This is a genomic window from Streptomyces sp. NBC_00483 (assembly GCF_036013745.1).
Lineage (GTDB): Bacteria > Actinomycetota > Actinomycetes > Streptomycetales > Streptomycetaceae > Streptomyces.
In genome coordinates this window covers 3,558,946-3,582,401 of the sequence record NZ_CP107880.1, presented here as the reverse complement: position 1 = coordinate 3,582,401, position 23,456 = coordinate 3,558,946, and the positions used below count along the sequence as shown (strand labels likewise).

Annotated in this window: 23 protein-coding genes; 9 read left to right on the top strand and 14 right to left on the bottom strand. The window is 70.8% G+C overall.

What is annotated here, in order from left to right; translation table 11 throughout:
- The gene (locus OHA73_RS15860) at positions 1 to 348 is read right to left on the bottom strand and encodes a VOC family protein (RefSeq protein ID WP_327655358.1); all 348 of its coding nucleotides are present in this window, start codon (positions 346 to 348) and stop codon (positions 1 to 3) included.
- Between the two features lie 30 nt (positions 349 to 378).
- Complete coding sequence (locus OHA73_RS15855) at positions 379 to 2,451, bottom strand: ATP-binding protein (protein WP_327655357.1); 2,073 nt, start codon at positions 2,449 to 2,451, stop codon at positions 379 to 381.
- A 249-nt stretch (positions 2,452 to 2,700) separates the two neighbouring features.
- Here OHA73_RS15855 and OHA73_RS15850 point away from each other — a divergent pair, with 249 nt between their 5' ends.
- Positions 2,701 to 3,762 carry a PP2C family protein-serine/threonine phosphatase gene (locus tag OHA73_RS15850; RefSeq protein WP_327655356.1) on the top strand — a complete coding sequence of 354 codons (1,062 nt, stop codon included), beginning with the start codon at positions 2,701 to 2,703 and terminating at the stop codon, positions 3,760 to 3,762.
- Here OHA73_RS15850 and OHA73_RS15845 read toward each other — a convergent pair.
- Positions 3,759 to 4,688: a LysR family transcriptional regulator gene (locus OHA73_RS15845; protein ID WP_327655355.1), complete on the bottom strand. Its 930-nt coding sequence runs from the start codon at positions 4,686 to 4,688 to the stop codon at positions 3,759 to 3,761. The two genes, OHA73_RS15850 and OHA73_RS15845, sit on opposite strands and share 4 nt — an antisense overlap.
- A gap of 100 nt (positions 4,689 to 4,788) precedes the next feature.
- On the opposite strand from OHA73_RS15845, the gene OHA73_RS15840 reads away from it, so the two are divergent.
- Positions 4,789 to 5,988, top strand: coding sequence for an MFS transporter (locus OHA73_RS15840; protein ID WP_327655354.1), 1,200 nt, complete (start codon positions 4,789 to 4,791; stop codon positions 5,986 to 5,988).
- Here the strand turns inward: OHA73_RS15840 and OHA73_RS15835 are convergent.
- A complete protein-coding gene (locus tag OHA73_RS15835) occupies positions 5,975 to 8,068 on the bottom strand; it encodes an ATP-binding protein (protein WP_327655353.1) in 2,094 nt (697 codons plus the stop codon). The genes OHA73_RS15840 and OHA73_RS15835 overlap by 14 nt on opposite strands.
- A 236-nt stretch (positions 8,069 to 8,304) precedes the next feature.
- Here OHA73_RS15835 and OHA73_RS15830 point away from each other — a divergent pair, with 236 nt between their 5' ends.
- A complete protein-coding gene (locus OHA73_RS15830; RefSeq protein ID WP_327655352.1) occupies positions 8,305 to 9,429 on the top strand; it encodes a PP2C family protein-serine/threonine phosphatase in 1,125 nt (374 codons plus the stop codon).
- On the opposite strand, the gene OHA73_RS15825 is transcribed toward OHA73_RS15830, so the two are convergent.
- Positions 9,371 to 9,577 (bottom strand): DUF397 domain-containing protein, encoded by a 207-nt coding sequence (locus OHA73_RS15825; protein WP_327655351.1) that lies wholly within the window; start codon positions 9,575 to 9,577, stop codon positions 9,371 to 9,373. The two genes, OHA73_RS15830 and OHA73_RS15825, sit on opposite strands and share 59 nt — an antisense overlap.
- Complete coding sequence (locus tag OHA73_RS15820) at positions 9,559 to 10,392, bottom strand: helix-turn-helix domain-containing protein (RefSeq protein WP_327655350.1); 834 nt, start codon at positions 10,390 to 10,392, stop codon at positions 9,559 to 9,561. The genes OHA73_RS15825 and OHA73_RS15820 overlap by 19 nt, the downstream gene beginning before the upstream one ends.
- Before the next feature lie 354 nt (positions 10,393 to 10,746).
- Between OHA73_RS15820 and OHA73_RS15810 the strand changes: the two genes are divergently transcribed.
- Positions 10,747 to 10,962, top strand: coding sequence for a hypothetical protein (locus OHA73_RS15810; RefSeq protein ID WP_266719837.1), 216 nt, complete (start codon positions 10,747 to 10,749; stop codon positions 10,960 to 10,962).
- On the opposite strand, the gene OHA73_RS15805 is transcribed toward OHA73_RS15810, so the two are convergent.
- On the bottom strand, positions 10,959 to 12,410 hold the full coding sequence (locus tag OHA73_RS15805; RefSeq protein ID WP_327655349.1) for an MFS transporter: 1,452 nt from the start codon (positions 12,408 to 12,410) through the stop codon (positions 10,959 to 10,961). The two genes, OHA73_RS15810 and OHA73_RS15805, sit on opposite strands and share 4 nt — an antisense overlap.
- Positions 12,411 to 12,475: 65 nt before the next feature.
- On the opposite strand from OHA73_RS15805, the gene OHA73_RS15800 reads away from it, so the two are divergent.
- From OHA73_RS15800 to OHA73_RS15785, 4 genes are all read left to right on the top strand, one after another.
- A complete protein-coding gene (locus OHA73_RS15800) occupies positions 12,476 to 12,997 on the top strand; it encodes an RrF2 family transcriptional regulator (protein ID WP_327655348.1) in 522 nt (173 codons plus the stop codon).
- A gap of 49 nt (positions 12,998 to 13,046) precedes the next feature.
- Positions 13,047 to 13,796: a DNA repair protein RecO gene (gene recO, locus OHA73_RS15795; protein ID WP_266719843.1), complete on the top strand. Its 750-nt coding sequence runs from the start codon at positions 13,047 to 13,049 to the stop codon at positions 13,794 to 13,796.
- A 37-nt stretch (positions 13,797 to 13,833) separates the two neighbouring features.
- Positions 13,834 to 14,664: an isoprenyl transferase gene (locus OHA73_RS15790; protein WP_266719845.1), complete on the top strand. Its 831-nt coding sequence runs from the start codon at positions 13,834 to 13,836 to the stop codon at positions 14,662 to 14,664.
- A gap of 134 nt (positions 14,665 to 14,798) precedes the next feature.
- On the top strand, positions 14,799 to 17,198 hold the full coding sequence (locus OHA73_RS15785) for an ATP-binding protein (RefSeq protein WP_327655347.1): 2,400 nt from the start codon (positions 14,799 to 14,801) through the stop codon (positions 17,196 to 17,198).
- A gap of 1 nt (position 17,199) precedes the next feature.
- Here OHA73_RS15785 and OHA73_RS15780 read toward each other — a convergent pair whose 3' ends face one another.
- From OHA73_RS15780 to OHA73_RS15765, 4 genes are all read right to left on the bottom strand, one after another.
- Positions 17,200 to 17,613 (bottom strand): Fur family transcriptional regulator, encoded by a 414-nt coding sequence (locus tag OHA73_RS15780; protein WP_266719849.1) that lies wholly within the window; start codon positions 17,611 to 17,613, stop codon positions 17,200 to 17,202.
- Between the two features lie 67 nt (positions 17,614 to 17,680).
- On the bottom strand, positions 17,681 to 18,562 hold the full coding sequence (locus OHA73_RS15775; protein WP_267070527.1) for a metal ABC transporter permease: 882 nt from the start codon (positions 18,560 to 18,562) through the stop codon (positions 17,681 to 17,683).
- The gene (locus OHA73_RS15770) at positions 18,562 to 19,335 is read right to left on the bottom strand and encodes a metal ABC transporter ATP-binding protein (RefSeq protein ID WP_266719853.1); all 774 of its coding nucleotides are present in this window, start codon (positions 19,333 to 19,335) and stop codon (positions 18,562 to 18,564) included. Before OHA73_RS15770 ends, OHA73_RS15775 begins: the two co-directional genes overlap by 1 nt.
- Before the next feature lie 17 nt (positions 19,336 to 19,352).
- The gene (locus tag OHA73_RS15765; RefSeq protein WP_266719855.1) at positions 19,353 to 20,318 is read right to left on the bottom strand and encodes a metal ABC transporter substrate-binding protein; all 966 of its coding nucleotides are present in this window, start codon (positions 20,316 to 20,318) and stop codon (positions 19,353 to 19,355) included.
- 188 nt (positions 20,319 to 20,506) lie between these two features.
- On the opposite strand from OHA73_RS15765, the gene OHA73_RS15760 reads away from it, so the two are divergent.
- Positions 20,507 to 21,889, top strand: a complete 1,383-nt coding sequence (locus tag OHA73_RS15760; RefSeq protein ID WP_266719857.1) for a glycine--tRNA ligase — start codon at positions 20,507 to 20,509, stop codon at positions 21,887 to 21,889.
- A 97-nt stretch (positions 21,890 to 21,986) separates the two neighbouring features.
- On the opposite strand, the gene OHA73_RS15755 is transcribed toward OHA73_RS15760, so the two are convergent.
- The 3 genes from OHA73_RS15755 to OHA73_RS15745 are packed head-to-tail and all read right to left on the bottom strand — an operon-like array spanning position 21,987 to position 23,337.
- Positions 21,987 to 22,253, bottom strand: a complete 267-nt coding sequence (locus OHA73_RS15755) for a DUF397 domain-containing protein (protein ID WP_266719859.1) — start codon at positions 22,251 to 22,253, stop codon at positions 21,987 to 21,989.
- Positions 22,250 to 22,480, bottom strand: a complete 231-nt coding sequence (locus OHA73_RS15750; protein WP_266719861.1) for a DUF397 domain-containing protein — start codon at positions 22,478 to 22,480, stop codon at positions 22,250 to 22,252. Before OHA73_RS15750 ends, OHA73_RS15755 begins: the two co-directional genes overlap by 4 nt.
- Positions 22,480 to 23,337: a helix-turn-helix domain-containing protein gene (locus OHA73_RS15745; RefSeq protein ID WP_266719863.1), complete on the bottom strand. Its 858-nt coding sequence runs from the start codon at positions 23,335 to 23,337 to the stop codon at positions 22,480 to 22,482. The genes OHA73_RS15750 and OHA73_RS15745 overlap by 1 nt, the downstream gene beginning before the upstream one ends.
- Positions 23,338 to 23,456 lie beyond the last annotated feature (119 nt).

The following is a 23,456-nucleotide window of genomic DNA, read 5'->3' as shown; positions in this document are numbered from 1 at the left end:
TCAGGCGTGGGCCGTCGGGTGGAGGGGCTGGTACAGGCCCATCTCGCCGCCGCCCGGCAGGCGGAACGACGTGAGGCGGCCCCAGCGCATGTCCTGGACGGGGGACGTGAACTCGACGCCCTTGTCCGTGAGTTCGGTGATCGTACGGTCCACGTCGTCGCACATCAGCGTCAGCTCGTGCTTGGGTGCGTCCTCCGTCGGATGCACCGCGATCTCGGAGGGCGGCGCCGCGAAGATCAGCCAGCCGCCCCCGGCATCGACGTTGGGGAAGCCGAGCACGTCCCGGAGGAAGGCCCGGTCGGCGTCCGCGTCGGAGGAGTAGAGGATGGTGTGCGCTCCTGTGATCATGCGGGGGAGCGTAGCGGTGCGGGGGCGCGGTCAGCCGGTGTCGACACCGGTTTTCGTGGCCAGGCTGTAGGCGATGCCGTCCGCGGTGTCCATCTCCAGGCCCGCCGCGTACTGCGACTCGTACGCGCTGTCGCCGAGCGTCTCCCGGATGCGGTGCTCCGTGCGGTTCCGCGTGGCCACCAGGTCGGGGGAGCCGAGCTGGGGGCGGCCCAGGCTCTGCCACACGCGCTGGCCGATGCCGAGCAGCCGGGCCGCGCGGCGGGGCTCGCCGAGCGTGCTCAGCGAGGCGGCCAGCGCGTCGATCGCGACGGCGACGCCCACCCGGTCGCGGAACCGGGACTTGCCCGCGATGGTGGTGAGCGCGTGCCGCGCGGCCTCGTCGGGACGGTCCTGGCCGTTCGCCGCGAGGGCCGCCGCCCAGCTGGCCCAGGCGCGTGCCCACTGCTCGCCGCGCCGGTCGCACTCGGCGACCAGCTTGGCGGCCACCTCGGCGGCTTCCGTGAACTCGCCCGACATGACGTGGGTGACCGAGCGGCAGGCCGTCGCCACGAACCAGGCGGCCTCATAGGGGCCGGTGTACGTACGGGTGTCCGGGGCTGCGTCGAGGACGTCCGCGGCCTCGGTCAGTCGGCCCATCAGACACAGCGACGTACCTTCCAGATGGGACACAGCCGTCGCCTGGGCCGGCGAGGGCGCGGGCAGCGTGTGCTCGCGGAACAGCCTCGACACCTTCAGGCCCGTCTCCATGTCGCCGCCTGTCATCGCTGCCACCCCCCAGGCCCACAGAGCGAGCAGATACTCGGGCCCTGGCTGCTCGGACAGGGCCAGCGCCGCCTCCGCGTACCGCCGGCCCTCGCGGGCGAACCCGCAGGGGAACCAGAGGATCCACAGGTGCCCGCAGAGCCGCTGCGCGGCCGGTCCGTCGCGGGTCTCCAGGCAGAAGTCGAGCGCCATGCGGAAGTTGGGGTGGTCGGTGACGAGGCGCTCGTACCACTGCTCCTGCTCGCGCCCCATCCAGCCGGCGTCCGCCAGCCGCGCGAGCTCCAGGTGGAAGTCCCGGTGCCTGCGCCGCGCCCCCGTCACCTCCTCGGGTCCGAGCTGCTCCAGCCACGACGCCCCGAACTCGCGGACCGTGTCGAGCATGTCGTAGCGCCCGCCGGGCCTGCGCCGCACCAGTGATTTGGCCACGAGCCCGTCGAGCGCCCCGGGCACCGCGTCCTCGCCGAGCGGCCCGCCGCGGCCCACCGCCCGCGCACCCGCCGGGTCGAAGCCGCCGGTGAACACGGAGAGCCGCGCCCACAGCAGCCGTTCGAGCGGCGTGCACAGTTCGTGGCTCCAGCCGATGGTGGCGCGCAGGGTGCGATGGCGCGGGGGTCCGGTGTGCCCGTCCGACGCGGTCAGCGCGTCGAGGCGGTCGCCGAGCAGGGAGCCGAGTCGTTCCAGGGGGAGTTCGGAGAGCCGGGCCGCGGCCAGTTCGATCGCCAGCGGGATGCCGTCGAGGTGCCGGCAGACTGCCTCGGCGACGCCCCGCTCGCCGGGCCCGAGCCGGAAACCGGGGGAGGCGAGCGCGGCCCGGTCGGCGAAGAGCGCGACCGCGTCGCCGGGCCGCTCCTCGTCGCCCTCGGCCGTGACGGGCAGCGGCGCGACCATGAACCGGTTCTCGTCGGCGAGCCCCAGCGGCTGCCTGCTCGTCGCGAGGACGCGAAGGCCGGGCGCGACGTCGAGCAGCTTGCGGACGAGGCGGCCGCAGTCGTCCAGGAGGTGCTCGCACGTGTCGAGCACGAGCAGCACCCGCTTGTCGGCGAGCCACTGGGCGACGACGTCGGTGGCGTCCTCGTTCGAGTTGTCGGCGAGCCGCAGCTCCTCCAGGAGTACGTTGCCGAGCAGCGTCGGGTCGTGCAGCGGGGAGAGCGGCACGAAGCACACCGCGTCCGCCAGGCGCGGGCCCGTGCGCAGGGCCAGGCGGGCGGCGAGTCGCGTCTTGCCGACGCCGCCCACGCCGGTGAGTGTGAGCAGCCGATGGTCGCTCAGCTCCTGCTCCAGGTACGCGAGTTCGGCTTCACGGCCGATGAACTGGGTGGCCTCGACAGGCAGGGTTTCCACGGTCACAGTCTGCTCCGTCCGGCGCGCCGACTCGCCGGGATCGGTCGAGCCGAGTGCCTGCAGCGCCCCCCTTCTCCGGATACCGGACGGAATGCGACGGAGAGTGATCAGTTCCGGTCCGCACCGGTCCTATGCGGTTCAACGGAGCGTGACTGATGGTGTGTTGGTCCATAGTGGGCCGTTCACGCACGCGGGGCGGAGCGGCGAGGTCGAGGTCCGGACATGCTACGAAGTCGGTGGGGAGCCCACGTGCCGTGCGTTGCCCTCCTCTGCCTGTGCGCCGCGCTCGCGGCCTGCGTCGACGCCTGGCGCCCCGGCCGTCCCGCTGTCGCGGTCCTGCTCATCGGCCCGCTCCTGGCCTGCGCCCGGCTCGGCGTGCGGGCCACGCTCACCACGGCCGCCTGGGCGCTGGCCCTCGCGGTGACGGTGGGTGTCGTCCGGCACGTCGGCGCGGGCCCGCAGGTCGCGGTCGAGTACCTCGTGCTGCTCGTCGGCGGGCTCGCCGCGGTCCACATCGCCCGCCGGGCCGCGGCCCGTTCGGCCCGGCTACGGCTGCTCGACGAGGTCGCGCAGGTGACGCAGGCGGCGCTGCTGCGGCCGGTCGACGCGCGGTTCGGCGACATCGACGTGCACACACGCCACCACTGCGCGGTCGCCTCGGCCACGGTCGGCGGCGACGTCTACGCCGTGGCCAACACCCCGTACGGACTACGGGTGTTCATCGGTGACGTACGGGGGCACGGGCTCGACGCGGTGTGCGTCAACGCGGCGGTCGCCGAAGGGTTCCGGGACCTCGCCTACGTCACCGCGGACCTCACGGAGCTCGCCGTGCGACTCGATGCGCGGATCGCCCCCGTGCTCGGCCCGGAGGACTTCGTCACGGCCGTGTTCGCCGAGTTCGCCCCGGGCGAGGTCAGGCTCGTCAACTGCGGCCATCCGCCGCCGCTGCGGTTGGGCGCCCACCCCAAGGTCCTCACCCCGGTGACCTGTTCGCTGCCCCTGGGCCTCGGCTGCGACCCCACCCAGTCCCGGTACTGGTTGCAGTCCGGTGACCGGCTGCTCCTCTACACGGACGGCCTCGTGGAGGCGCGGAACGCCTCCGGCGCGGAGTTCCCGCTTTTCGACCGGGCGTGCGAGGCGCTGTCGCATACGTTGCCGTGGGAGGCGCTCGATGGGTTGTACGCGGAGGTGACGGCGCACACGGGTGGGCCGTTGCGGGACGACGTGGCGCTTGTCCTGTGTGAGAGCGGTGTGCCTGCGGCGCGTTCGGCGAATCCGGTCCCCGCTGCTCAATCGCCGCAGGGGCTTTAATGCAACGGACGCGCGTTGATGGCCGGCCCCAGGTCCTTCGCCAACGCCGTCGCGAGCGCCCGGAAGATGCGGACCTCCGGGTTGTCGTCGCCCGCCCGCACCGCGAGGTAACTGCTCTCCCACGGCGCGTCGAGCACCGGCACGAACACCGCGCCCGGCCACGCGTAGTACCGCGCGAAGGACCGCAGACCGGACCCCGCCGCCCGTCCGGTCACGACGCCCGTGAGGACCTCCTGCGGGGTGAGCGCGCACTCGGTGCTGCGGCGCCGCGCCCGGTCGTCGAAGTACAGGTAGTCGACGAAGGTGTGCGGCGTGTGCCGGGGCACCCGGAAGAACGGGAGGTCGGCTACGTCCGCGACACCCACCCCGCTCTCCCGCGCATCGACCAGCGGCGACCGCTCGTGCACCACCACGATCCGCTGCTCCGTGGTGAGCACATCGGCGACGACCCGCTCGTCGTCGGGACTCGGCCGCACGAACGCGACGTCGACCCGGTCCTCCAGGAGCGCGGTCACATGCTCCGTGAAGTTCAGCTGCCGGATCTCGACCTTCACCTCGGGGCGAGCCCGCCGGTACGCGTTGATGGCGGCCGGGGTCAGCTCGGCCGAGCCGTGCCCCATGATCCCCACCCGCAGCGGCCGGCCGCCCTCCGGTTCCCGGGCCGTGACCTCCGCCACGTCGTCGAGCGCGGCGTTCGCGGCGGCGAGCAGTACGCGCGCGTGCCCGGCCAGGCGCACCCCGGCGGCGGTCGGCACGACAGGGGTGGCCGTCCGGTCGAGGAGCCGCGCGCCGACCTCGCTCTCAAGGCGTCGTACGTGCTGCGTGACCGCCGGCGGCGACAGGAAGAGCCGCCCCGCGGCCCGCCCGAAGTGCCCCTCTTCGACGACCGCCAGGAACGACGACAGAAGTCGCAGGTCAAGCGCCATACGCCCAGCGTAGGCGCACGCGCGTGCGGGTGACGCACGCCGTTCACGAAACGTGAATGTTCGGCGCGCACCGAACGGCCTTGGCCGTAGGAATGAGGGCATGACCGCAGCATCTGCCCTCGCGCCCCCGACTCCCATAGCGAAGCCCCACGGCACCCGGGCCGCCTGGATCATGCTCGCCTCCGGCTGGAGCGCCAACCAGTTCTCGGCGCTGCTCGGCCCCTACCACTCCGAGCTCGGCCTGACCTCGTCGGCGGTGACGGGCCTCTTCGCGGTGTACGTCGTCGGCCTGATCCCGGCGCTGCTGATCGCGGGCCCGCTGGCCGACCGGCACGGCCGCCGCCCGGTGGCGCTCGCCGCCCTGGGCCTCAACGTCCTGTCGACCCTGATGCTGATGGCGGGCGCCGTGTGGGGCACCGCGCTGCTGCTGCCCGGCCGCTTCCTGACCGGGATCAGCGCGGGCGCGCTGCTCGCGGCGGGCAGCGCCTGGATCAAGGAACTCTCGCACTCGCCCCGCCTCTCCGGCCTCTACGTCTCGGCGGGCTTCGCCACGGGCGGCCTGGCGGCGGCGCTCATCGCGCAGTGGGCACCGGAGCCGATGGTGACGGCGTACGTGCCGCACGTGGTGCTCGGCGTGGCGGCGGGGCTGCTCGCGCTCACGGCGCCCGAGACGGGCAGGCGTCGTACGAAGGCCCCGACACCCGACGTAGAACTGAACGCCGAACCGGCCCCCGCAGCAAGGGACTTGGACGCCGAGGCGCGCTCCCGCTTCCGGCGCAGGGTGCTGCCCGTCGCCCCCTGGGTGTTCGTGGCGCCCACCATCGGCTTCGTCACGCTGCCCGGAGCGATCCACGCGGGCCTGCTGTTCACCGGAGTCGCCACGGCCGTCGTCCCCGGAATCGGCCTGCTCACCGCGCGCCGCGCCGTCGCCACGCCAGTACCGGGTCTGCTCACGACCGCCGTCGGCGCGGCGCTGGCCGCGACCGCCGCCGCGAGCGGCAGCCGCGTCCTCGCCATGGCCGCCGCGGCGGTCCTCGGCGCGGGCTACGGACTGAGCCTCGCCCACGGCCTGACCCGTACGGCTGCCCTCGCCCCGCCCCACCAACTCGCGCGCTGGACCGCCAAGTTCTGGACGGCGGCGTACCTCGGCATGTTCACCCCGTACGTCCTGACTCTCCTCGGCGACGCGGCCCCGACGTGGGAGCTGCTGGCGGCGGTGGCCGTGCTCGCGGTGGTCGCGGCGGTCGTTACGCGCCTGCGGGCGGCGGGCGCGCCGGTGGCGGAGGTCAGCCGCGCGTGAGGCAGTAGGCGATGCCGTCGTCGGGGGACATCGCCCGGCCCGCCGCGTACTCCGTGTCGTACGTGGTGTCGCCGATGGCCGCGCGGATCTGGTGCTCGGTCGCGGCGCGGGCCTCGATGATCTCCGGGGCGCCGAACTGCGGTCGGCCCAGTGCATGCCACATCCGCTGAGAGACGCCGAGCAGCCGGGCGGCACGCGGGTGTCGGCCGGTGGTCGTGGTGGCGGTGGCCAGAACCTCGACGGTCATGGCGACCCCGAGACCGTCGTGGAACGGCGATTTGTGGGTGATGGCCGTACGGGCATGTTCGCAGGCCTCGTCGGCATGGCCGGTGGTGAGTGCGGTGAGGGCCCGGATGTAGTCGGCATACCCGCGCAGCCATACGTCCCCGCGCCGCTCGCATTCCTCGATCACCTCGTACGCACAGGCGTCGGCCATCGCCAGCTCGCCCCGGTTGATGTGGGCGTACGCGAGGGCAGTGCGTAGCATGCACCACGTGGCCTGATACGTGCCGTGCTCCGGAGGCCGGTCCGGTGCCGCGTGGAAGGCCGCCGTGGCCTGCTCGTGCTCCCCCTCAAGGACCAGTGAGATGGCCCAGACGTGGTCCAGCGCCAGTCGCGTGGTCGCATCGCCGTCAGCCTGCGCGTACTGCCGCAGATCGGCCGAGATGTGCTGCGCCACAGCGATGTCGCCCAGCACCACCCCGATCACGGCGCGCAGCCACAGGCCCTTCGCTCGTTCGGGGCAGGGCTCGCGGTACAGGTCGAGCGACAGGTCCAGATAGTGGGCGCCTTCCCGTGCGTAACCGAAGCCGATCCACATCATCCACAGCGACCCGACGATCTCCAGTGCGGTGCGTTCCTCGCCCTGGGACAGGCAGAACCGCAGCGCTGTACGGAAGTTGGCGCGGTCGGCGACCAGACGGGCGTACCAGGACACCTGGTTCGGGCCGACCCACTCGGTGTCCGCCCGGCAGGCGAGGTCCCGGTAGAAGTCCAGGTGACGCCGACGCGCTTCCGTCTCCTCGCCCAGCTCGTACAGCCAGTGCGCACCGAACTCGCGCACGGTGTCGAGCATGCTGTAGCGCTCGCCGCCCAGGCCGTCGGGGTGCTTGCGCACGAGCGACTTCGTCACGAGTCCCGCGAGCACCTCCGCCACCCGCTCGACCGCCAACGGCACGCCGCAGCCGATGGCCTGTGCGCCCGCGAGGTCGAAGCCGCCTGCGCACACCGACAGGCGCGCCCACAACAGCCGCTCCAGAGGCGCGCACAGCTCGTGGCTCCACCCGATGGTGGTGCGCAGCGTCCGGTGCCGGGGCAGCGTCCGGCCCGCCGTGCCGGACTGCGCGACAAGGGTCTCGAAGCGGTGCTGAAGCCGGTCGTTGAGCTCGTACACCGAGTGGTCGGGCAGCTCGGCGAGCTGGGCGGCGGCCAGCTCCACGGCGAGCGGGATGCCGTCGAGCCTGCGGCAGACGGCGGCGGCCGCCATCCGGTCGGTGTCGGCCAGGGCGAAGCCGGCGACCGCTTCGGCGGCCCGCTCGGCGAAGAGCGCGACGGCGTCGCCGGCAGCAGGCGCGTCCCCGTCGGTCGTCGGCTCCGGGACCGGCAACGGGTCGACCGCGAAGACCAGTTCACCGGGCACGGCGAGGCCCTGCCGGCTGGTGGTCAGGATCCGCAGCCCCGGCGCCGCGTCCAGCAGCGTGCGCACCAGACGGGCGCAGGCCTCGACGAGGTGCTCGCAGGAGTCGAGGACAAGTAGCAGCTCCTTGTCGGCCAGCCACTCGGCGACCAGTTCCTCGGGTGACCGGCTGTGCTGGTCGGCGAGGCGCAGGTCCTCCAGGAGTACGTGCCCGAGGAGGGAGGCATCACGCAGCGGCGCGAGGGCGACGAACCGCGCGCCGTCCGCGAGCGTCGGGGCGACGCGCGCCGCCGCCCGCACGGCGAGCCGCGACTTCCCGACGCCGCCCACCCCGGTGAGGGTCACCAGGCGGCTGTCCGCCAACGCCTTCTCGATTCCGTCCAGTTCGTGGGCGCGGCCTACGAAGCTCGTGGTCTCGGCAGGTAGGTACCTCGTGGTCGACATGCGCCCTCCACTCTCCGTGTCCACTCCGCAGGCCCGGAAGCAGTCTCCTCCGGTGCGGGGGCGGTGCGGGGCCGACCAGGCCGTTGGCTACCGGATGGACGCACTTCGGTCATACACGGTCGATGTGTGATCGACTCCGGACAACAGGTCGTGAACGTGCGGCGATTGGGGCATCGTGGCCGACTTGGTACGGCGGGGTGGAGCGTACGGGGGAAGAAAAAGTCAGGAGGCCGCCCATGGCTGAGCAGGACATGGGACGGGGAGGACGACCACGGCCGGCGGAGGTGATCCCGCTGTTGGGATCGGGGGTGCTGGCGGCCGGACCGGGACTCCTCGTACCCGGCTGGCCGCCGATGATCGCTTCCCTGTTGATCGTGCCGCTGCTGGCCGCGCTGCGTCTCGACGCCCGGTGCACGGCGGGCGCGGCCGTACTCGCGATGGTCCTCGCCCTCACCGTGACGGTGGTGCGCGATCTGGTGCTGACGCCGTGGGCCGCCGCCGAGTGTCTGGCACTGCTGATAGGCGGCGCGCTGACCGTACGGCTCGCGATGCGCGACGCGGTGCGCGCGACGGCGCTCTCCCATGCCACGGAGATCGCCCGCGTCGCCGAAGCCGCGATCCTGCGGCCGGTCGACGCACGGGTCGGCGGGATCGCGGTGTGCACGCGGCACCATTGCAGGGTCCCCGGGACCACGGTGGGCGGCGACCTGTACGACGTGGTGCACACCCCGTACGGCACGAGGCTGTTCGTCGGGGACGTACGAGGGCACGGGCTTGACGCGGTACGCATCACGGCGAGCGCGCTGAGCACCTTCCGTGACCTCGCCTACGTGACACCCGAACTGCCGGACCTGGTCCGTGAGTTGGATGTGCGCCTGGCGCCCGACCTGGGTGCGGAGGATTTCGTCACGGCGGTGTTCGCCGAGTTCGGGCCGAGCGAGGTCAAGAGTGTCAACTGCGGGCATCCGCCGCCGTTGCGCCTCGGGTCCCCGCCCAAACTCCTCGAACCCCACGTTGCGTGCCGGCCCCTGGGCCTCGGCCCGGAACCGGAGCAGAGCAAGTACTGGCTGCAGCACGGCGACCGTCTGCTGTTCTACACGGACGGCCTCTCCGAGGCCCGCGACCGGCAGGGCGTCGAGTTCCCGCTGGAGGAGGCGGCCGCCGACGCCGCCTCCTCCACGGTCAGGCCCGACGACTTCCTGGACTCGCTGTACGAGGCGGTGACCACGCACACGGGTGGGCCGTTGCGGGACGACGTGGCCCTGATCCTCTGCGAGGACGTGGGCTCCGCCGGGGGCCGGTTCAGCCCCGGGGCCGCATCGTACCCGTCACAAAGGCGGCCCATGCTGCCGCGCCGATGACGACGACGTGCCCGTCCGTGACCTTAGAGTCCCGGACGGGCACGACGCCGGCGATGCCGTCGGCGACTTCGAGGCAGGACTCGCCTCCGTCGCCGCCGCTGTAACTGCTCTTGCGCCAAAGGGCGTTGCTCAGTTCGTACGCGCGCATCTATCGAAGTCCTCTGCCGCCGCTTCGATCAGGGCCAGGGACGCCTCCAGCGGCAGTGCGGCGACCCTGAGCAGATCGTAGTGCGCTTGGGTGCGCTTCATGATGGCTGGATCGTCCAGCAGGTTCCCCGTCAGCACGCCTTCTGTATAGACGGCCGGCGGGGCATCGTCGAACTCCATGAGCGTCATCATCTTCCCCATGGCGGGGTGCGCTCCTGCGGCGAACGGCAACACGTGGATCATCGCCCTGCGGGCGCGGACGGCGGCGGCAAGGGCCGCCAACTGCTCAGCGGTTGTGCTGGGGCTGCCCACTGGGATGCGCAACACTGCCTCGTGCAGGATCGCCCAATACATGGGGCGTGTAGCGTCCGCCAGAACCTCGGCGCGGTCCATGCGGGCCTGCACCATCTCCTCGACGTACTCCTCCGCCGCGAGCGGGTTGCTGGCGTAGTAGATCGCCCGCGCGTAGGCGGGCGTCTGCAAGAGGCCGGGCACGACGGCCGGGGCGTAGTCGCAAATCTTGGTGGCCGACCGCTCCAGGTCCGCAACGTGCGCGAAGTAGTCCGCATACCGCTGGTCGCGAATCAGGCCGCGCCACATCCGCTCGAAAATACCGTCGGATTGCAGCGCCTCGTCAATCCTCTGGGCTACGTCCAACTGCGGTTTGCGAATTGCCTGTTCGAACTGGCCGATGTAGCCGCCGGAAACGAATACGCGTAACCCCAACTCCACTTGGGTCAGCCCCGCGTCCTCGCGGCGCCGCTTCAACTCCACGCCGAAGAACTCCCACGCCGCCTGCCGCGAACCCTTGGCCATGGCCAACCCCCATGTGAAGCCACGCAGTTGTAGTGCGCAGACCTCTCCCCACTCTAGGGACGGAACGCCACCGTGGAGGCGCAAAGCGTGAAATCCAATGAGGCAGGGGAGCCACGTGACGGAACAATCGAAGCACGCCGCGCTGTGCGTGGAGGAAGCCGAGGAAATGGTGGAGACATTGCGAGCCGCACTCGCCGGAGCGGGAATTGTGCTGCCCTCGCTCGGCCTCGATCCCGGGTCAATCGCACGGAGTGCCCCGTGTCCCTTGGTGGAATTGGGGCGTTGTCCGGTTGACACGGCGGCCCGGCTCGCCGCCGTAGTCCTTGCAGGGACGGACGACAGGAGCGCTACGCCATGAAACCGCCGATCGGTTCGTACGCGATCGACACGAGCACGGGTCAGGTGGGACGAGTGATGGGGCACGAGGGGCCGTACGTACAGTTGCGGCCCTTCGGGGGCGGGCGTGAGTGGGACTGTCCGCCGGAGGTGCTGCGCGTGGCGTCGACGACGGAGCGGGTGCGGGCCGCGACGGCGTACGAGAACAGAAGAAGCCGGGGTGAGGTGCCCTAGGCCCTTCGGTGGGTCGACCACATCAGGGCCGCCGCCACGGCCACGAGCACCGCGAACACCGCCGATACGGCCGTCATCCCGGCCCGCGCGTCCCGCAGGCCGGGTCCTGACACCGCGAAGAACAGCATGCCGAGCAGGGCGACGCCCAGGGAACTCGCCGCCTGCTGAGCCGTGTTGAGCATCCCGGACGCCGCGCCCGCCGTCCCGGGTGTCACCCGGGACAGGGCCGCACCGATGATCGGCGGCATCAGCAGGCCGTTGCCGAGGCCGTTGAGGAGGAGGGCGGGCGTCAGGGCCCAGGGGGAGATCGCCCCGTCGGACGCGGTGAGCCGGCCCGCGGCGAGGGCCAGGCCGCCCACCACCAGCGCCCCGCCCGTCACCGGCCACCGCACCCCGTACCGTGCCGTGAGTCGCCCGCTGAGCAGCGAACCCGTGGTGAACATGACCGCCTGCGGGACGAACACCGCGCCGGCCGTGAGCGGGCTCGCGCCGAGGCCCGCCTGGAGCAGCAGCGCGAGCGTGAACATATAGGCGCCGAAGTAGAGCTGGAAGGCCCCCAGGCCCGCGAGCAGGGTCAGATACGGGCGGTTGCGGAAGAGGGCGGGGTTGAGCACCGGCTCTCCGCCGCGCGCCCGCAGCACCCGCTGCCACCGCCACGTCGCCCACGCCACGGGGGCGGCCGCCGCCAGGCACACCCACGTCCACACCGGCCACCCCTCGTCCCTGCCGAGCGCCAGCGGCACCAGGAGCAGGGCCAGCGTCGCGGTGACCCCCAGCGCGCCGAGCGCGTCGAACTGCCGACGGGGCCCGGCGACATGGGGCGGCAGCATCCGCCACGCGGCGACCGAGGCCACCACGCCCACGGGAACGTTCACCAGGAACACCGCGCGCCAGCCGAGCCCGAACACGTCCGCCTGGAGGAGTACGCCACCGAGGAGCTGCCCGGCGATCGACCCGATGCCCGCCATCGCCCCGTTCCAGCCGGTGGCCCGGCCCCGGTGCGCCGCCGGGAAACGGGCCGTCACCAGCGACAGCACCTGCGGCACCATCACCGCCGCCGAGAGCCCCTGCGCCATCCGCGCCACCACCAGCTCCCCGGCCCCCTGGGCGAGCCCGCACAGCAGCGACGTCACCGTGAACGCCACCATGCCCGCCACGAACGTTCGCCGGTAACCGAACCGGTCCCCGAGCCGGCCGCCCGTGATCAGACCCGCCGCGTACGCGAACGCGTAGCCGGACACGACGAGTTCGAGCGCCGCGTCGCTCGCGCGCAGGTCCGCGCGGAGCGCCTCGGTGGCGACGTTCACGACGAAGAGGTCGAAGCTCCCCATGAACGTGGCGGTGAGGGCGACCGCGAGCATGCGCCGGTCGGCGGGGGAGGGCCCGTCGGAGGTGTCCTCCTGTCCGGGGATGGTGCCGATGGTGGTGCCGATCCGGATGTCAGCCATGAGACCCATCGGTATCATGGACATTGAATATCCATCAAGTGGATGGAAGGGTAGCCTCGGGTCCCATGAAGTTGTCGCAGGGCGTCGAGTGGGGCGTGCACTGCTGCGTGCTCCTCGTGCAGGCGCCGCCCGGTGCCGCCGTGCGCCGCTCCACGCTCGCCGGGTACTACGGGCTGCCCGAGGCGTACCTCGCCAAGCACCTCAAGTCCCTTGCCGCCGCCGGTGTGCTGACCGCCACATCCGGCCCGCGCGGCGGGTTCCGGCTCGCCCGCGACCCGAAGGACATCACCGTGCTCGACGTGGTGGAGGCGGTCGAGGGCTCCGCGCCCGCCTTCGTCTGCGGCGAGATCCGGCAGCGCGGCGCGTGCGCCATCCCACCCGAGCGGTGCACGGGGCCGTGCGGAGTGGCGCAGGTCATGTACGACGCGGACCGGGCCTGGCGGGAGTCGCTGCGGGCCGTGACGGTGGCGGACCTGAGCGGGGGCCTGAGCGGGGCGGTGCGCTCGCGCGGGCGCGCATGGCTGGCGGATCCGACCGCACCCCTGCCCCCGTTCCCGCAAACGGGCTCCGTCCGTAAGGGACAATGAGAGGCATGAGCCTGTTCCGCGACGACGATGAGAAGCGCGAGGGCGCGCGATGACTCTCATTCGGGACGACGGAGTCGTGCTGCGCACCCAGAAACTCGGCGAAGCCGACCGCATCATCACGCTGCTCACCCGCAACCACGGCCGCGTGCGCGCCGTCGCCCGCGGTGTGCGGCGCACCAAGTCCAAGTTCGGCGCCCGCCTCGAACCCTTCTCGCACGTGGACGTGCAGTTCTTCGCGCGGGGCAGCGAGTTGATCGGCCGCGGGCTCCCGCTGTGCACGCAGAGCGAGACCATCGCCGCGTACGGCGGCGGCATCGTGACGGACTACGGGCGGTATACGGCCGGCACCGCGATGCTGGAGACGGCGGAACGGTTCACCGACCACGAGGGCGAACCCGCGGTACAGCAGTACCTGCTCCTCGTCGGCGCCCTGCGCACGCTCGCCCGCGGCGAGCACGCGCCGGGCCTCGTGCTCGACGCGTTCCTGCTGCGCTCGCTCGCGGTCAACGGCTACGCACCCACCTTCGGTGACTGCGCGAAGTGCGGAATGCCCGGTCCCAACCGGTTTTTCTCCGTCGGCGCGGGCGGCTCGGTTTGCGTCGACTGCCGGGTACCGGGCAGCGTCGTACCCTCACCGCAGGCCCTCGTCCTGCTCGGTGCGCTGCTCACCGGAGACTGGGAGACGGCGGACACGTGCGAGGCACGGTTCGTCCGGGAGGGCAACGGGCTGGTGTCGGCCTACCTGCACTGGCACCTTGAGCGCGGACTGCGATCGCTGCGCTACGTAGAGAAAAGCTAGCGAGAGCTGGCACTGAGCTAGGGGAGAGGCCCGGAAGATGGCACGTCGCGGAATCCTCGGACGCAACCGCCGTGAGTACACAGCGCCCGAACCGCACCCGTCGGGCGCGCGGCCGCCGAAGATCCCCGGCGAGCTGGTGCCCCAGCACGTGGCGATCGTCATGGACGGCAACGGACGCTGGGCCAAGGACCGCGGCCTGCCGCGCACCGAGGGCCACAAGGTCGGCGCGGAGCGTGTCCTCGACGTGCTCCAGGGCGCCATCGAGATGGGCGTCGGCGCCATCTCCCTGTACGCCTTCTCCACGGAGAACTGGAAGCGCTCGCCCGACGAGGTGCGCTTCCTCATGAACTTCAACCGGGACTTCATCCGCAAGACCCGCGACCAGCTCGACGAGCTCGGTGTGCGGGTGCGCTGGGTGGGGCGCATGCCCAAGCTGTGGAAGTCGGTCGCCAAGGAGCTGGAGATCTCCCAGGAGCAGACCAAGGACAACGACAAGCTGACCTTGTACTTCTGCATGAACTACGGCGGCCGCGCCGAGATCGCCGACGCCGCGCAGGCGCTCGCAGAGGACGTGAAGGCGGGCCGCCTCGACCCGTCCAAGGTCAGCGAGAAGACCTTCGCGAAGTACCTCTACTACGCCGACATGCCCGACGTGGACCTGTTCCTGCGCCCCAGCGGCGAACAGCGCACGTCCAACTACCTTCTGTGGCAGAGCGCGTACGCCGAGATGGTCTTCCAGGACGTCCTGTGGCCGGACTTCGACCGCCGCGACCTGTGGCGCGCGTGCGTCGAGTACGCCTCGCGCGACCGGCGGTTCGGCGGGGCGACGCCGAACGAGGTGCTGCTTCAGCTGGAGGGCGGGCAGTAGGCCACAGCGACCGGGTCCGACCCGCGGCCGAAATCAGCAGCGGTCAAAACCGGTCGAACCCTCCCGCCGCGCACCGCCGCCCCCTACGGTGAGTAACGACCCACTCGGGGTCGACCGGACAAGGGGGGCGGTGGATGGACGTGGCTGTGCGGACGCCGGGCGAGCTGCCCGCGGAGACCACGAGCTTCGTCGGCCGGGCGCCCGAACTCGCCCGGATCAAGGACGTCTTCACCCGCTCGCGCCTGGTCACCCTGACCGGCCCCGGCGGCGTCGGCAAGTCGCGTACGGCGATGCGCTCCGCGCGCGATCAGCTCGGCGACTTCCCCGACGGGGCGTGCGTCGTACCGCTCTCCGGGCTCAGCGACCCCGAACTGCTGCCGCACGCCGTGTGCGGCGCGCTCGGCGTGCCCGAGCAGGGCGGGCGCGGGGTGCACGAGGTGCTCGCCACGCATCTCGCGGGGCGGCGGACGCTGATCGTCCTGGACACTTGCGAGCACCTGGTCGACGCCTGCGCGACGCTCGCCGACGCCCTGCTGAGCGCCGCCCCCGGCCTCCGTCTGATCGCCACCAGCAGGCAGCCCCTCGACATCCCCGGCGAGCAGGTGCTGCCCGTGCCGCCGCTGGCGCTGCCGGAACCGGAAGCGGACAGCCGTCCCGGCGCCGAACTCTCCGACGCGGTCCGGCTGTTCGTGGACCGGGCGGAGTCCGCCGCGCCCGAGTTCGTCCTCACCGACGGCAACCGCGCCGCCGTGCACGCGCTGTGCCGCCGCCTCGACGGCATCCCGCTGGCCATCGAACTCGCCGTCGCCCGGCTGCGGGTGATCTCACCGGAGCAGCTGCTGCGCCGCCTCGACCACCGCTTCCGGCTCCTCACCGGCGGCCGCCGCGTCACCGTGCCGCGCCACCAGACGCTGCGGACGACCATCGACTGGAGCCATGAGCTCTGCACCGACCGGGAGCGGCTGCTCTGGGCGCGGCTCGCCGTGTTCGCCGGCGGGTTCGACCTGGAGGCCGCCGAAGTGGTGTGCGCCGACGCCGAGTTGCCCACGGACGAGGTCTTCGACGCCCTGGTGGGGCTCGTCGACAAGTCCATCGTGCGGCACCTGGAGACCGGAGACGGGTCGCGCTACCGGATGCTCGACACCATCCGCGAGTTCGGCCTGGAACACCTCGTGCCGGCGGAGGAGGAGGCGCGGGCCAGGCGGCGCCACAGGGACTACTACCTGGAGGTCGCCGGACAGTTCGACGCGGAGTGGTTCGGCGACGGTCAACTGCCCTGGGTGCGGCGCCTCGTCGCCGACCACGAGAACCTCCAGGCCGCCATGGAGTACTCGTTCAGTACCCCCGACGAGCCGTACGCGGGACTCCAACTCGCCGTCCGGCTCTGGGGGTACTGGGTCTGCACCGCACTGTTCATCCAGGGCCGGCACTGGATGCGGCGCGGTCTGACCGGATCGAAGAAACCGTCCCCGGAGCGGGTCAAGGCCCTGTGGAGCACCAGCGGTTTCATGGACGTCCAGGGCGAGCGACAGGACAACCGGACCCTGCTCGACGAGGCGAAGGAGATCGCGGAGACCATCGGCGACCGGTCGGGGCTCGCCTGGACGCTGGCGTTCCGCACGTTCAACCGGGTGTTCCTCGGAGACTACGAAGGATGCGAGGAGCAGTACGCCGAGGCACGCCGGATGATGGCCGAACTGGGCGACGAGTTCGGGATGGTGTCGACCACGTACTACGCCGCAGGCCTGTATGTCCTGTCGGGCCAGGACAGCGACCAGGGCATCCGCCTGTGCGATGAGGCGCTGGAGCGCATGGCCGTGATCCCGGAGGAGCGCTGGGCACGCGGGGTGATCCTGTGGGTCAAGTCCATGGGCCTGTGGATCAGGGGCGATCACGCCGACAGCATCGAGTGCGCCCGCGAGGGCATCCGCATCAAGCTCGCCCTGCACGACAGGGTGGGCATCGCCCAGCTCCTGGATGCCTTCGCCTGGCGCGCCGCCGAGGAGGGCAAGGCGTCCCGCGTCGCGGTGCTGCACGGCGCCGCCGACCGGCTGTGGGCGCTGTCGGTCCTGACGCCGCGGTTCGCGATACCGCTCCTGAGCGGGCTGCACGAGGAGGCGGCCCGGGCGTCCCGGGTGGCGCTGGGGGAGCGGGAGTTCCAGCGGTTCTACCGCGAGGGCGAGGCCCTCAGCACACAGGCGGCGGTCGAGCGGGCGCTGACCGAGGATCTGCCGTCGGCCACCGCGGTACCGACCCCGCGCGCACCAGAGGTGGCCGAGGCGCTCACCCCGCGGGAGCGGGAGGTGGCGTCCCTGGTCGCGGTCGGCCTGACCAACCGGGAGATCGCGGAGCGACTCGTCATCTCCAAGCGCACGGCGGACGCCCACGTCGAGCACATCCTGACCAAGCTCGGGGTCGGGACCCGCACCCAGATCGCCGCCCTGTGCGCATCCGACGGCAAGGACGACGAGGAAGTCGGCGACGCGGCCGGGGCCGGCGACGCGTCAGGGGCCGGCGACGCGGCCGGCGGGTGACTCAGTGCGCGGAGGCAGCCGCCGCGCACTCCGCGCAGGTGCCGAAGATCTCCACCGTGTGGGCCACGTTGACGTAACCGTGCTCGGAGGCAATTGCCTCGGCCCACTTCTCCACTGCGGGGCCCTCGACCTCGACCGCCTTGCCGCACACCCGGCACACCAGGTGGTGGTGATGGTCACCCGTGGAGCAGCGGCGGTAGACCGCCTCGCCCTCCGAGGTGCGCAGGACATCCACCTCGCCCGCGTCGGCGAGGGACTGAAGCGTGCGGTACACCGTGGTCAGCCCGACGGAGTCGCCCTTGTGCTTGAGGACGTCGTGCAGCTCCTGGGCGCTGCGGAACTCGTCCACCTCGTCGAGCGCCGCCGCCACGGCCGCGCGCTGGCGGGTCGACCTGCCTCGAACCGGGGCTGCCACGGGTTTCTCCTCACATCCCTGCCACGTACGTACGGCCGCCATTGTGCCAGGAGGCGCTGGACGTGGGTCATCCATGAAGGGAAGGAGTCGCGGCCTGCTCCGGGATCGGGCACTCGGAGTGCGCCGGGACCGACCGTGCCCTGCGCCGGGCGAGCGGCTTCGAGAGCAGCGCGAGGACGATGAACGCCGCGATGGTCAGCAGCACGATCGTCGCTCCGGGCGGCACGTCCTGGTAGTACGACGTGGCGGTGCCGCCGAGCGTCACCGCGACGCCGAGCGCCACCGAGATCACGAACGTCGCCTTGAAGCTGCGCGTCAGCTGCTGCGCCGCGGCGACCGGCACCACCATCAGGGCGGAGACCAGGAGCAGGCCGACCACGCGCATCGCGACGGTCACCGTGACCGCCGCCGTGATCGCGATCAGCAGGTTCAGGAAGCGCACCGGAAGGCCCGTGACCCGCGCGAACTCCTCGTCCTGGCTCACCGCGAACAGCTGCTTGCGCAGGCCCACCGTCACGAGCACCACGAAGGCCGCGAGCAGGCAGATGGCGAGGACGTCGTCCTCCGACACCGTCGACAGCGAGCCGAAGAGGTACGAGTTGAGGTTGGCGTTGGAGCCGCCGGGCGCCAGGTTGATGAACATGACGCCGCCCGCCATGCCTCCGTAGAAGAGCATCGCGAGCGCGATGTCGCCGCGCGTCTTCCCGTACCAGCGGATCAACTCCATGATCACGGCGCCGAGTACGGAGACCAGCGTCGCCATCCACACCGGCGAGGTCGAGAGCAGGAAGCCGAGGCCGACGCCCGTCATCGCCACGTGGCCGATGCCGTCGCCCATCAGGGCCTGGCGGCGCTGCACCAGGTAGATGCCGACGGCCGGGGCCGTGATGCCGACGAGGACGGCGGCGAGCAGCGCCCGCTGCATGAAGTCGTAGGAGAGGAGTTCCATCAGCTCAGCAGTCCTGTCCGGATCGGCTCGGCGGCCGCGTGCGTGTGCGGGTGTACGTGGTCGTGTCCGGGCAGCGCGTGCTGGCCGACGGCCTGCGGGGGCGGGCCGTCGTGCAGCACGCAGCCGTCGCGCAGGACGACCGCGCGGTCGATCAGCGGTTCCAGCGGGCCGAGTTCGTGCAGCACGAGGAGGACGGACGCGCCGGCCGCGACCTGCGTGCGCAGCGTCGCCGCGAGGATCTCCTGGCTGGCCAGGTCGACGCCCGCCATCGGCTCGTCCATGATCAGCAGCTCGGGTTCGGCGGCCAGGGCGCGCGCGATGAGCACGCGCTGGTGCTGGCCGCCGGAGAGCGCGTCCACGGAGTCCTTCGCGCGGTCCGCCATCCCGACGAGTTCGAGGGCGCGGGTCACCGCGTCCCGGTCGGCCTTGCGCATCATGCCGAACTTCGCGCGCGACAAGCGGCCGGAGGAGACGACCTCGGACACCGTCGCGGGCACGCCGCCCGCGGCCGTCGTGCGCTGCGGTACGTAGCCGACGCGCGCCCAGTCCTTGAAGCGCCGCCGCGGCGTGCCGAAGATCTCGATCCCGCCGCCGGTGGTCGGGACCTGCCCGATGACGCTGCGGATCGCGGTGGACTTGCCCGAGCCGTTCGCCCCCAGCAGGGCCACGACCTCGCCGCGGTGCACGGTGAGATCGATGCCGCGCAGCACGGGACGCCCGCCGAGCTCGGCGGTCACCTTGCTCAGCGAGATGACGGCTTCCCGTTCACCCATGTCGCCCTCCTTCGAGGTCACTTGGTGCCCAGCGCCTTCTGGAGCGCCGCCAGATTCGACTCCATGACCGAGATGTAGTCGTCGCCCTTGGACTTGTCGGTGATGCCCTCGATCGGGTCGAGCACATCGGTCTTGAGCTTCGCGTCGCCCGCGAGGGTCCTGGCCGTCTTGTCGCTGACGAGCGTCTCGTAGAAGACGGTGGAGACCCCGTCGGCCTTCGCCGTCTTCTGGAGCGCCTTGACGCGGGCGGCGCTGGGCTCGCTCTCCGGGTCCAGGCCGTTGATGGCCTCCTCGGTGAGGCCGTAGCGCTCGGCGAGGTAGCCGAAGGCGGCGTGCGTGGTGATGAAGGTCGAGGACCTGGTGTCCTTCAGGCCCTTCTCGAACTTGGTGTTCAGCTCGTCGAGGTCGCCGACCAGTGCCTTGGTGTTCTTCTTGTACTCGGCCGCGTGGTCCGGGTCGGCCTTCTCCAGGGCCTTGCCGACGCCCTCGGCGACCTCGGCGTACTTCACCGGGTCGAGCCAGATGTGCGGGTCGGCGGCGTCCGCGTCGTGGGTGTGCTCGCCGTGCTCGTGGTCGTGACCGTCGACCTCGGTGCCGTGCTTCTCGAGGGCGGTCAGGGTGCCGGCGTCGACCTTCGTCTTGATGTCGGACTGGTCGATGGCCTCGTCCACGGAGGGCTGCAGGCCCTTCAGGTAGACGGCGACGTCGGACTCCTCGAGCTGGGCGCGCTGCTTGGCGCTGACCTCCAGGTCGTGCGGCTCCTGGCCGGGCTCCGTCAGGTTCGTGACGTCGACGTGGTCGCCGCCGATCTCCTGGGCGAGGTACTGCATCGGATAGAACGACGCGACGACGCTCAGCTTGCCGTCGCTCCCCTTGTCGTCCGCGGCGGAGCTGCCGCACGCGGTCAGGGCACCGAGGCCGAGGGCGGTGGCGGCGGCGACGGGTATCAGGCGGCGAGGACTGCGGAGCACACGTACGTTCATGACTGTCATTTTCAACAAAACTGGAAACGGTTGTCAACAAGATGTTCGTCGAGGTCTTCGTCACGCTCGGTCCCGCTCTGTCCCGGGAACCGATTTGGTTCGGGGGGTGGGCCCGCCGGTAACCTAAAAGCTTCGCTCCCGGAGCGCGTATCCAGCGCGCTCACCGTCGCCGTAATGAAGAGAGCACCGTGGCCGCCGACAAGATCGAAACCATCGTCAGCCTCAGCAAGCGCCGTGGCTTCGTCTACCCCTGCAGCGAGATCTACGGTGGTCAGCGTGCCGCCTGGGACTACGGGCCGCTGGGCGTGGAGCTGAAGGAGAACCTCAAGCGCCAGTGGTGGCGCTACATGGTCACTTCGCGCGAGGACGTCGTCGGTATCGACTCGTCCGTGATCCTGGCGACCGAGGTCTGGCAGGCCTCCGGCCACGTCGCCACGTTCACCGACCCGCTGACCGAGTGCACCTCGTGCCACAAGCGGTTCCGTGCGGACCACCTTGAAGAGGCGTTCGAGGCGAAGAAGGGCCGGCTCCCCGAGAACGGCCTGGCCGACCTCTCCTGCCCCAACTGTGGCAACAAGGGCACGTTCACCGAGCCCAAGCAGTTCTCCGGCCTGCTCTCCACGCACCTCGGCCCGACGCAGGACAGCGGCTCCGTCGCCTACCTGCGCCCCGAGACCGCGCAGGGCATCTTCACCAACTTCAGCCAGGTGCAGACGACTTCGCGCCGCAAGCCGCCCTTCGGCATCGCGCAGATGGGCAAGTCGTTCCGCAACGAGATCACGCCCGGCAACTTCATCTTCCGCACCCGCGAGTTCGAGCAGATGGAGATGGAGTTCTTCGTCAAGCCCGGTGAGGACGAGGCGTGGCAGGAGTACTGGATGGAGCAGCGCTGGAACTGGTACACGGGCCTCGGCATGCGCGAGGAGAACATGCGCTGGTTCGAGCACCCGAAGGAGAAGCTCTCCCACTACTCGAAGCGCACCGCTGACATCGAGTACCGCTTCAGCTTCGGCGGCAGCGAGTGGGGCGAGCTCGAGGGCGTCGCCAACCGCACCGACTACGACCTGTCCGCGCACTCCAAGGCCTCCGGCCAGGACCTCTCCTACTTCGACCAGGAGAAGGGCGAGCGCTACACGCCGTACGTCATCGAGCCCGCGGCCGGTGTCGGCCGCGCGATGCTCGCGTTCATGATGGACGCGTACCTCGAGGACGAGGCGCCCAACGCCAAGGGCAAGATGGAGAAGCGCACGGTCATGCGCTTCGACCACCGCATCGCCCCGGTGAAGGTCGCGGTCCTCCCGCTGTCCCGCAACCCGGAGCTGTCGCCGAAGGCGAAGGGCCTCGCGCAGGCGCTGCGGCAGAACTGGAACATCGACTTCGACGACGCCGGCGCCATCGGCCGTCGTTACCGTCGCCAGGACGAGATCGGCACGCCGTTCTGCGTCACCGTCGACTTCGACACCCTCGACGACAACGCGGTGACCGTGCGCGAGCGCGACACCATGAAGCAGGAGCGCGTCTCCCTCGACCAGATCGAGGGCTACCTCGCCAGCCGCCTCATCGGCTGCTGACCGGCTCTTTGCGTACGAAACGCCCCGGCCGACCGCTTCCGCGGTGGGCCGGGGCGTTTCGTTTTCGGTCTCAGTCTCAGTCTCTTCAGTCTCAGTCTCAGTCGAACTCGCCGTGCAGCGCCCCGAGTTTGAACGCCTCCCACTCATGGGCGGTGAAGCGCAGGACGAGCCCTCGGGGGTCGGCCGGATTGCGCAGGGCCACCGCGCCGTCGCCGAGCGCGGCGATCTCCACGGGGCCGCCCCGGGTCGGGCCGCCGGGGGCACTCAGCCATTGGGCCTCGGAGATGTCGAGCGCATAGAGCCGCGCTTTCTCTTTCTCCAGTGCGATACCGAACGGAATGCTGTCCGTGGTGCCCGTGCTCATAGTGGCAGGACTCCAGAGTTGACGCTTGAAACAAATGCGTGCCACGCCGAGGATTCGAAGACGACCGCTCCGAACTCCCTATGCTTCGTGTCGCGGATTGCCCGCCGGTCCGATGTGAGTTCGGCGTGCTCGACACATCCATTGGATGCGCCGCTGAACGTACTCTTTCGCCAGACCGCTGACCCGACTTCGACGTGCGAGGCGGTGGGGGCGGAGGTGGGGAGCATCACGGCCCACTTTCTTGCTTGATTCGGTCACTGATGTACAGGCGGGACTGTGCGGGGGACAGCGCGGCGGCCGTCAGGTCGTCCCAGGCCTTCGTGTACATCTCCACGTCGGGGCGCTGCTCAAGGAGCGTGCCGCCGGTCATGTGCTCCAGCCACGCCACCTGCACGGGCGGTTCGCCGCGCATCGTGAAGAGCGTGTACGGAGCGTACTGCGCGAGGGGCAGGGTGATGTCCAATGGCAGCACCTGAATGGTGACATTGGGCAGACCGCTTGCTTCCATCAGGTATTCGAACTGCTCACGGATCAATGCCCGTGGGCCCGGTATGCGGTGCAGTGCGGGCATGTCGATGACCACTCTCAGGCGGAATTCCGCAGGTCCGCCGAGTAGATCCTTGCGCCTCATTCGAGTATTCACAAGGGGTTCGACGCGATCCTCTTCGGCCCCCACGGTGAATATCTCTCGCATATATGCTTCTGTCTGCAAAAGCCCTGGCAGTACCGAAGGTTCAAAGGACCGCACGAGCGAGGAATCCGCTTCGAGGGTGAGGTAGTCGCGCAAGTCGTCGCTCAGCAGCGGCCCTTGGCCCGACCACCAGTCGACCTTGTGGATGTCCCGGGCCAGGCGCTTGAGGTTGGTGCGCTGCCGGTCGTCCTCGACTCCGTACAGATTGAGGAGCGTTGTCAGGTCGAGCCGGCGGATGCCCCGTTTTCCCGTCTCGATCTGACTGATCTTCGGCTGCCCGCATTCGAGTGCCAGTGCCGCGTCGTTGACCTTCAGACCGGCTTCGGAGCGCAGTCGTCGCAGCTCGGCACCGAGACGACGGCTCCGCATGGTGGGCATCTCGCTCTGGGGCATGGCCACATGATGTCCCGCGCCTTCAGGCCACACAACTGTCATATGCCTACCCGCTCCATCGGAATGGTGATTCTTACGTAATACTTGCCTAAGGCAGGGTTTCGGTACCAAGATGACGG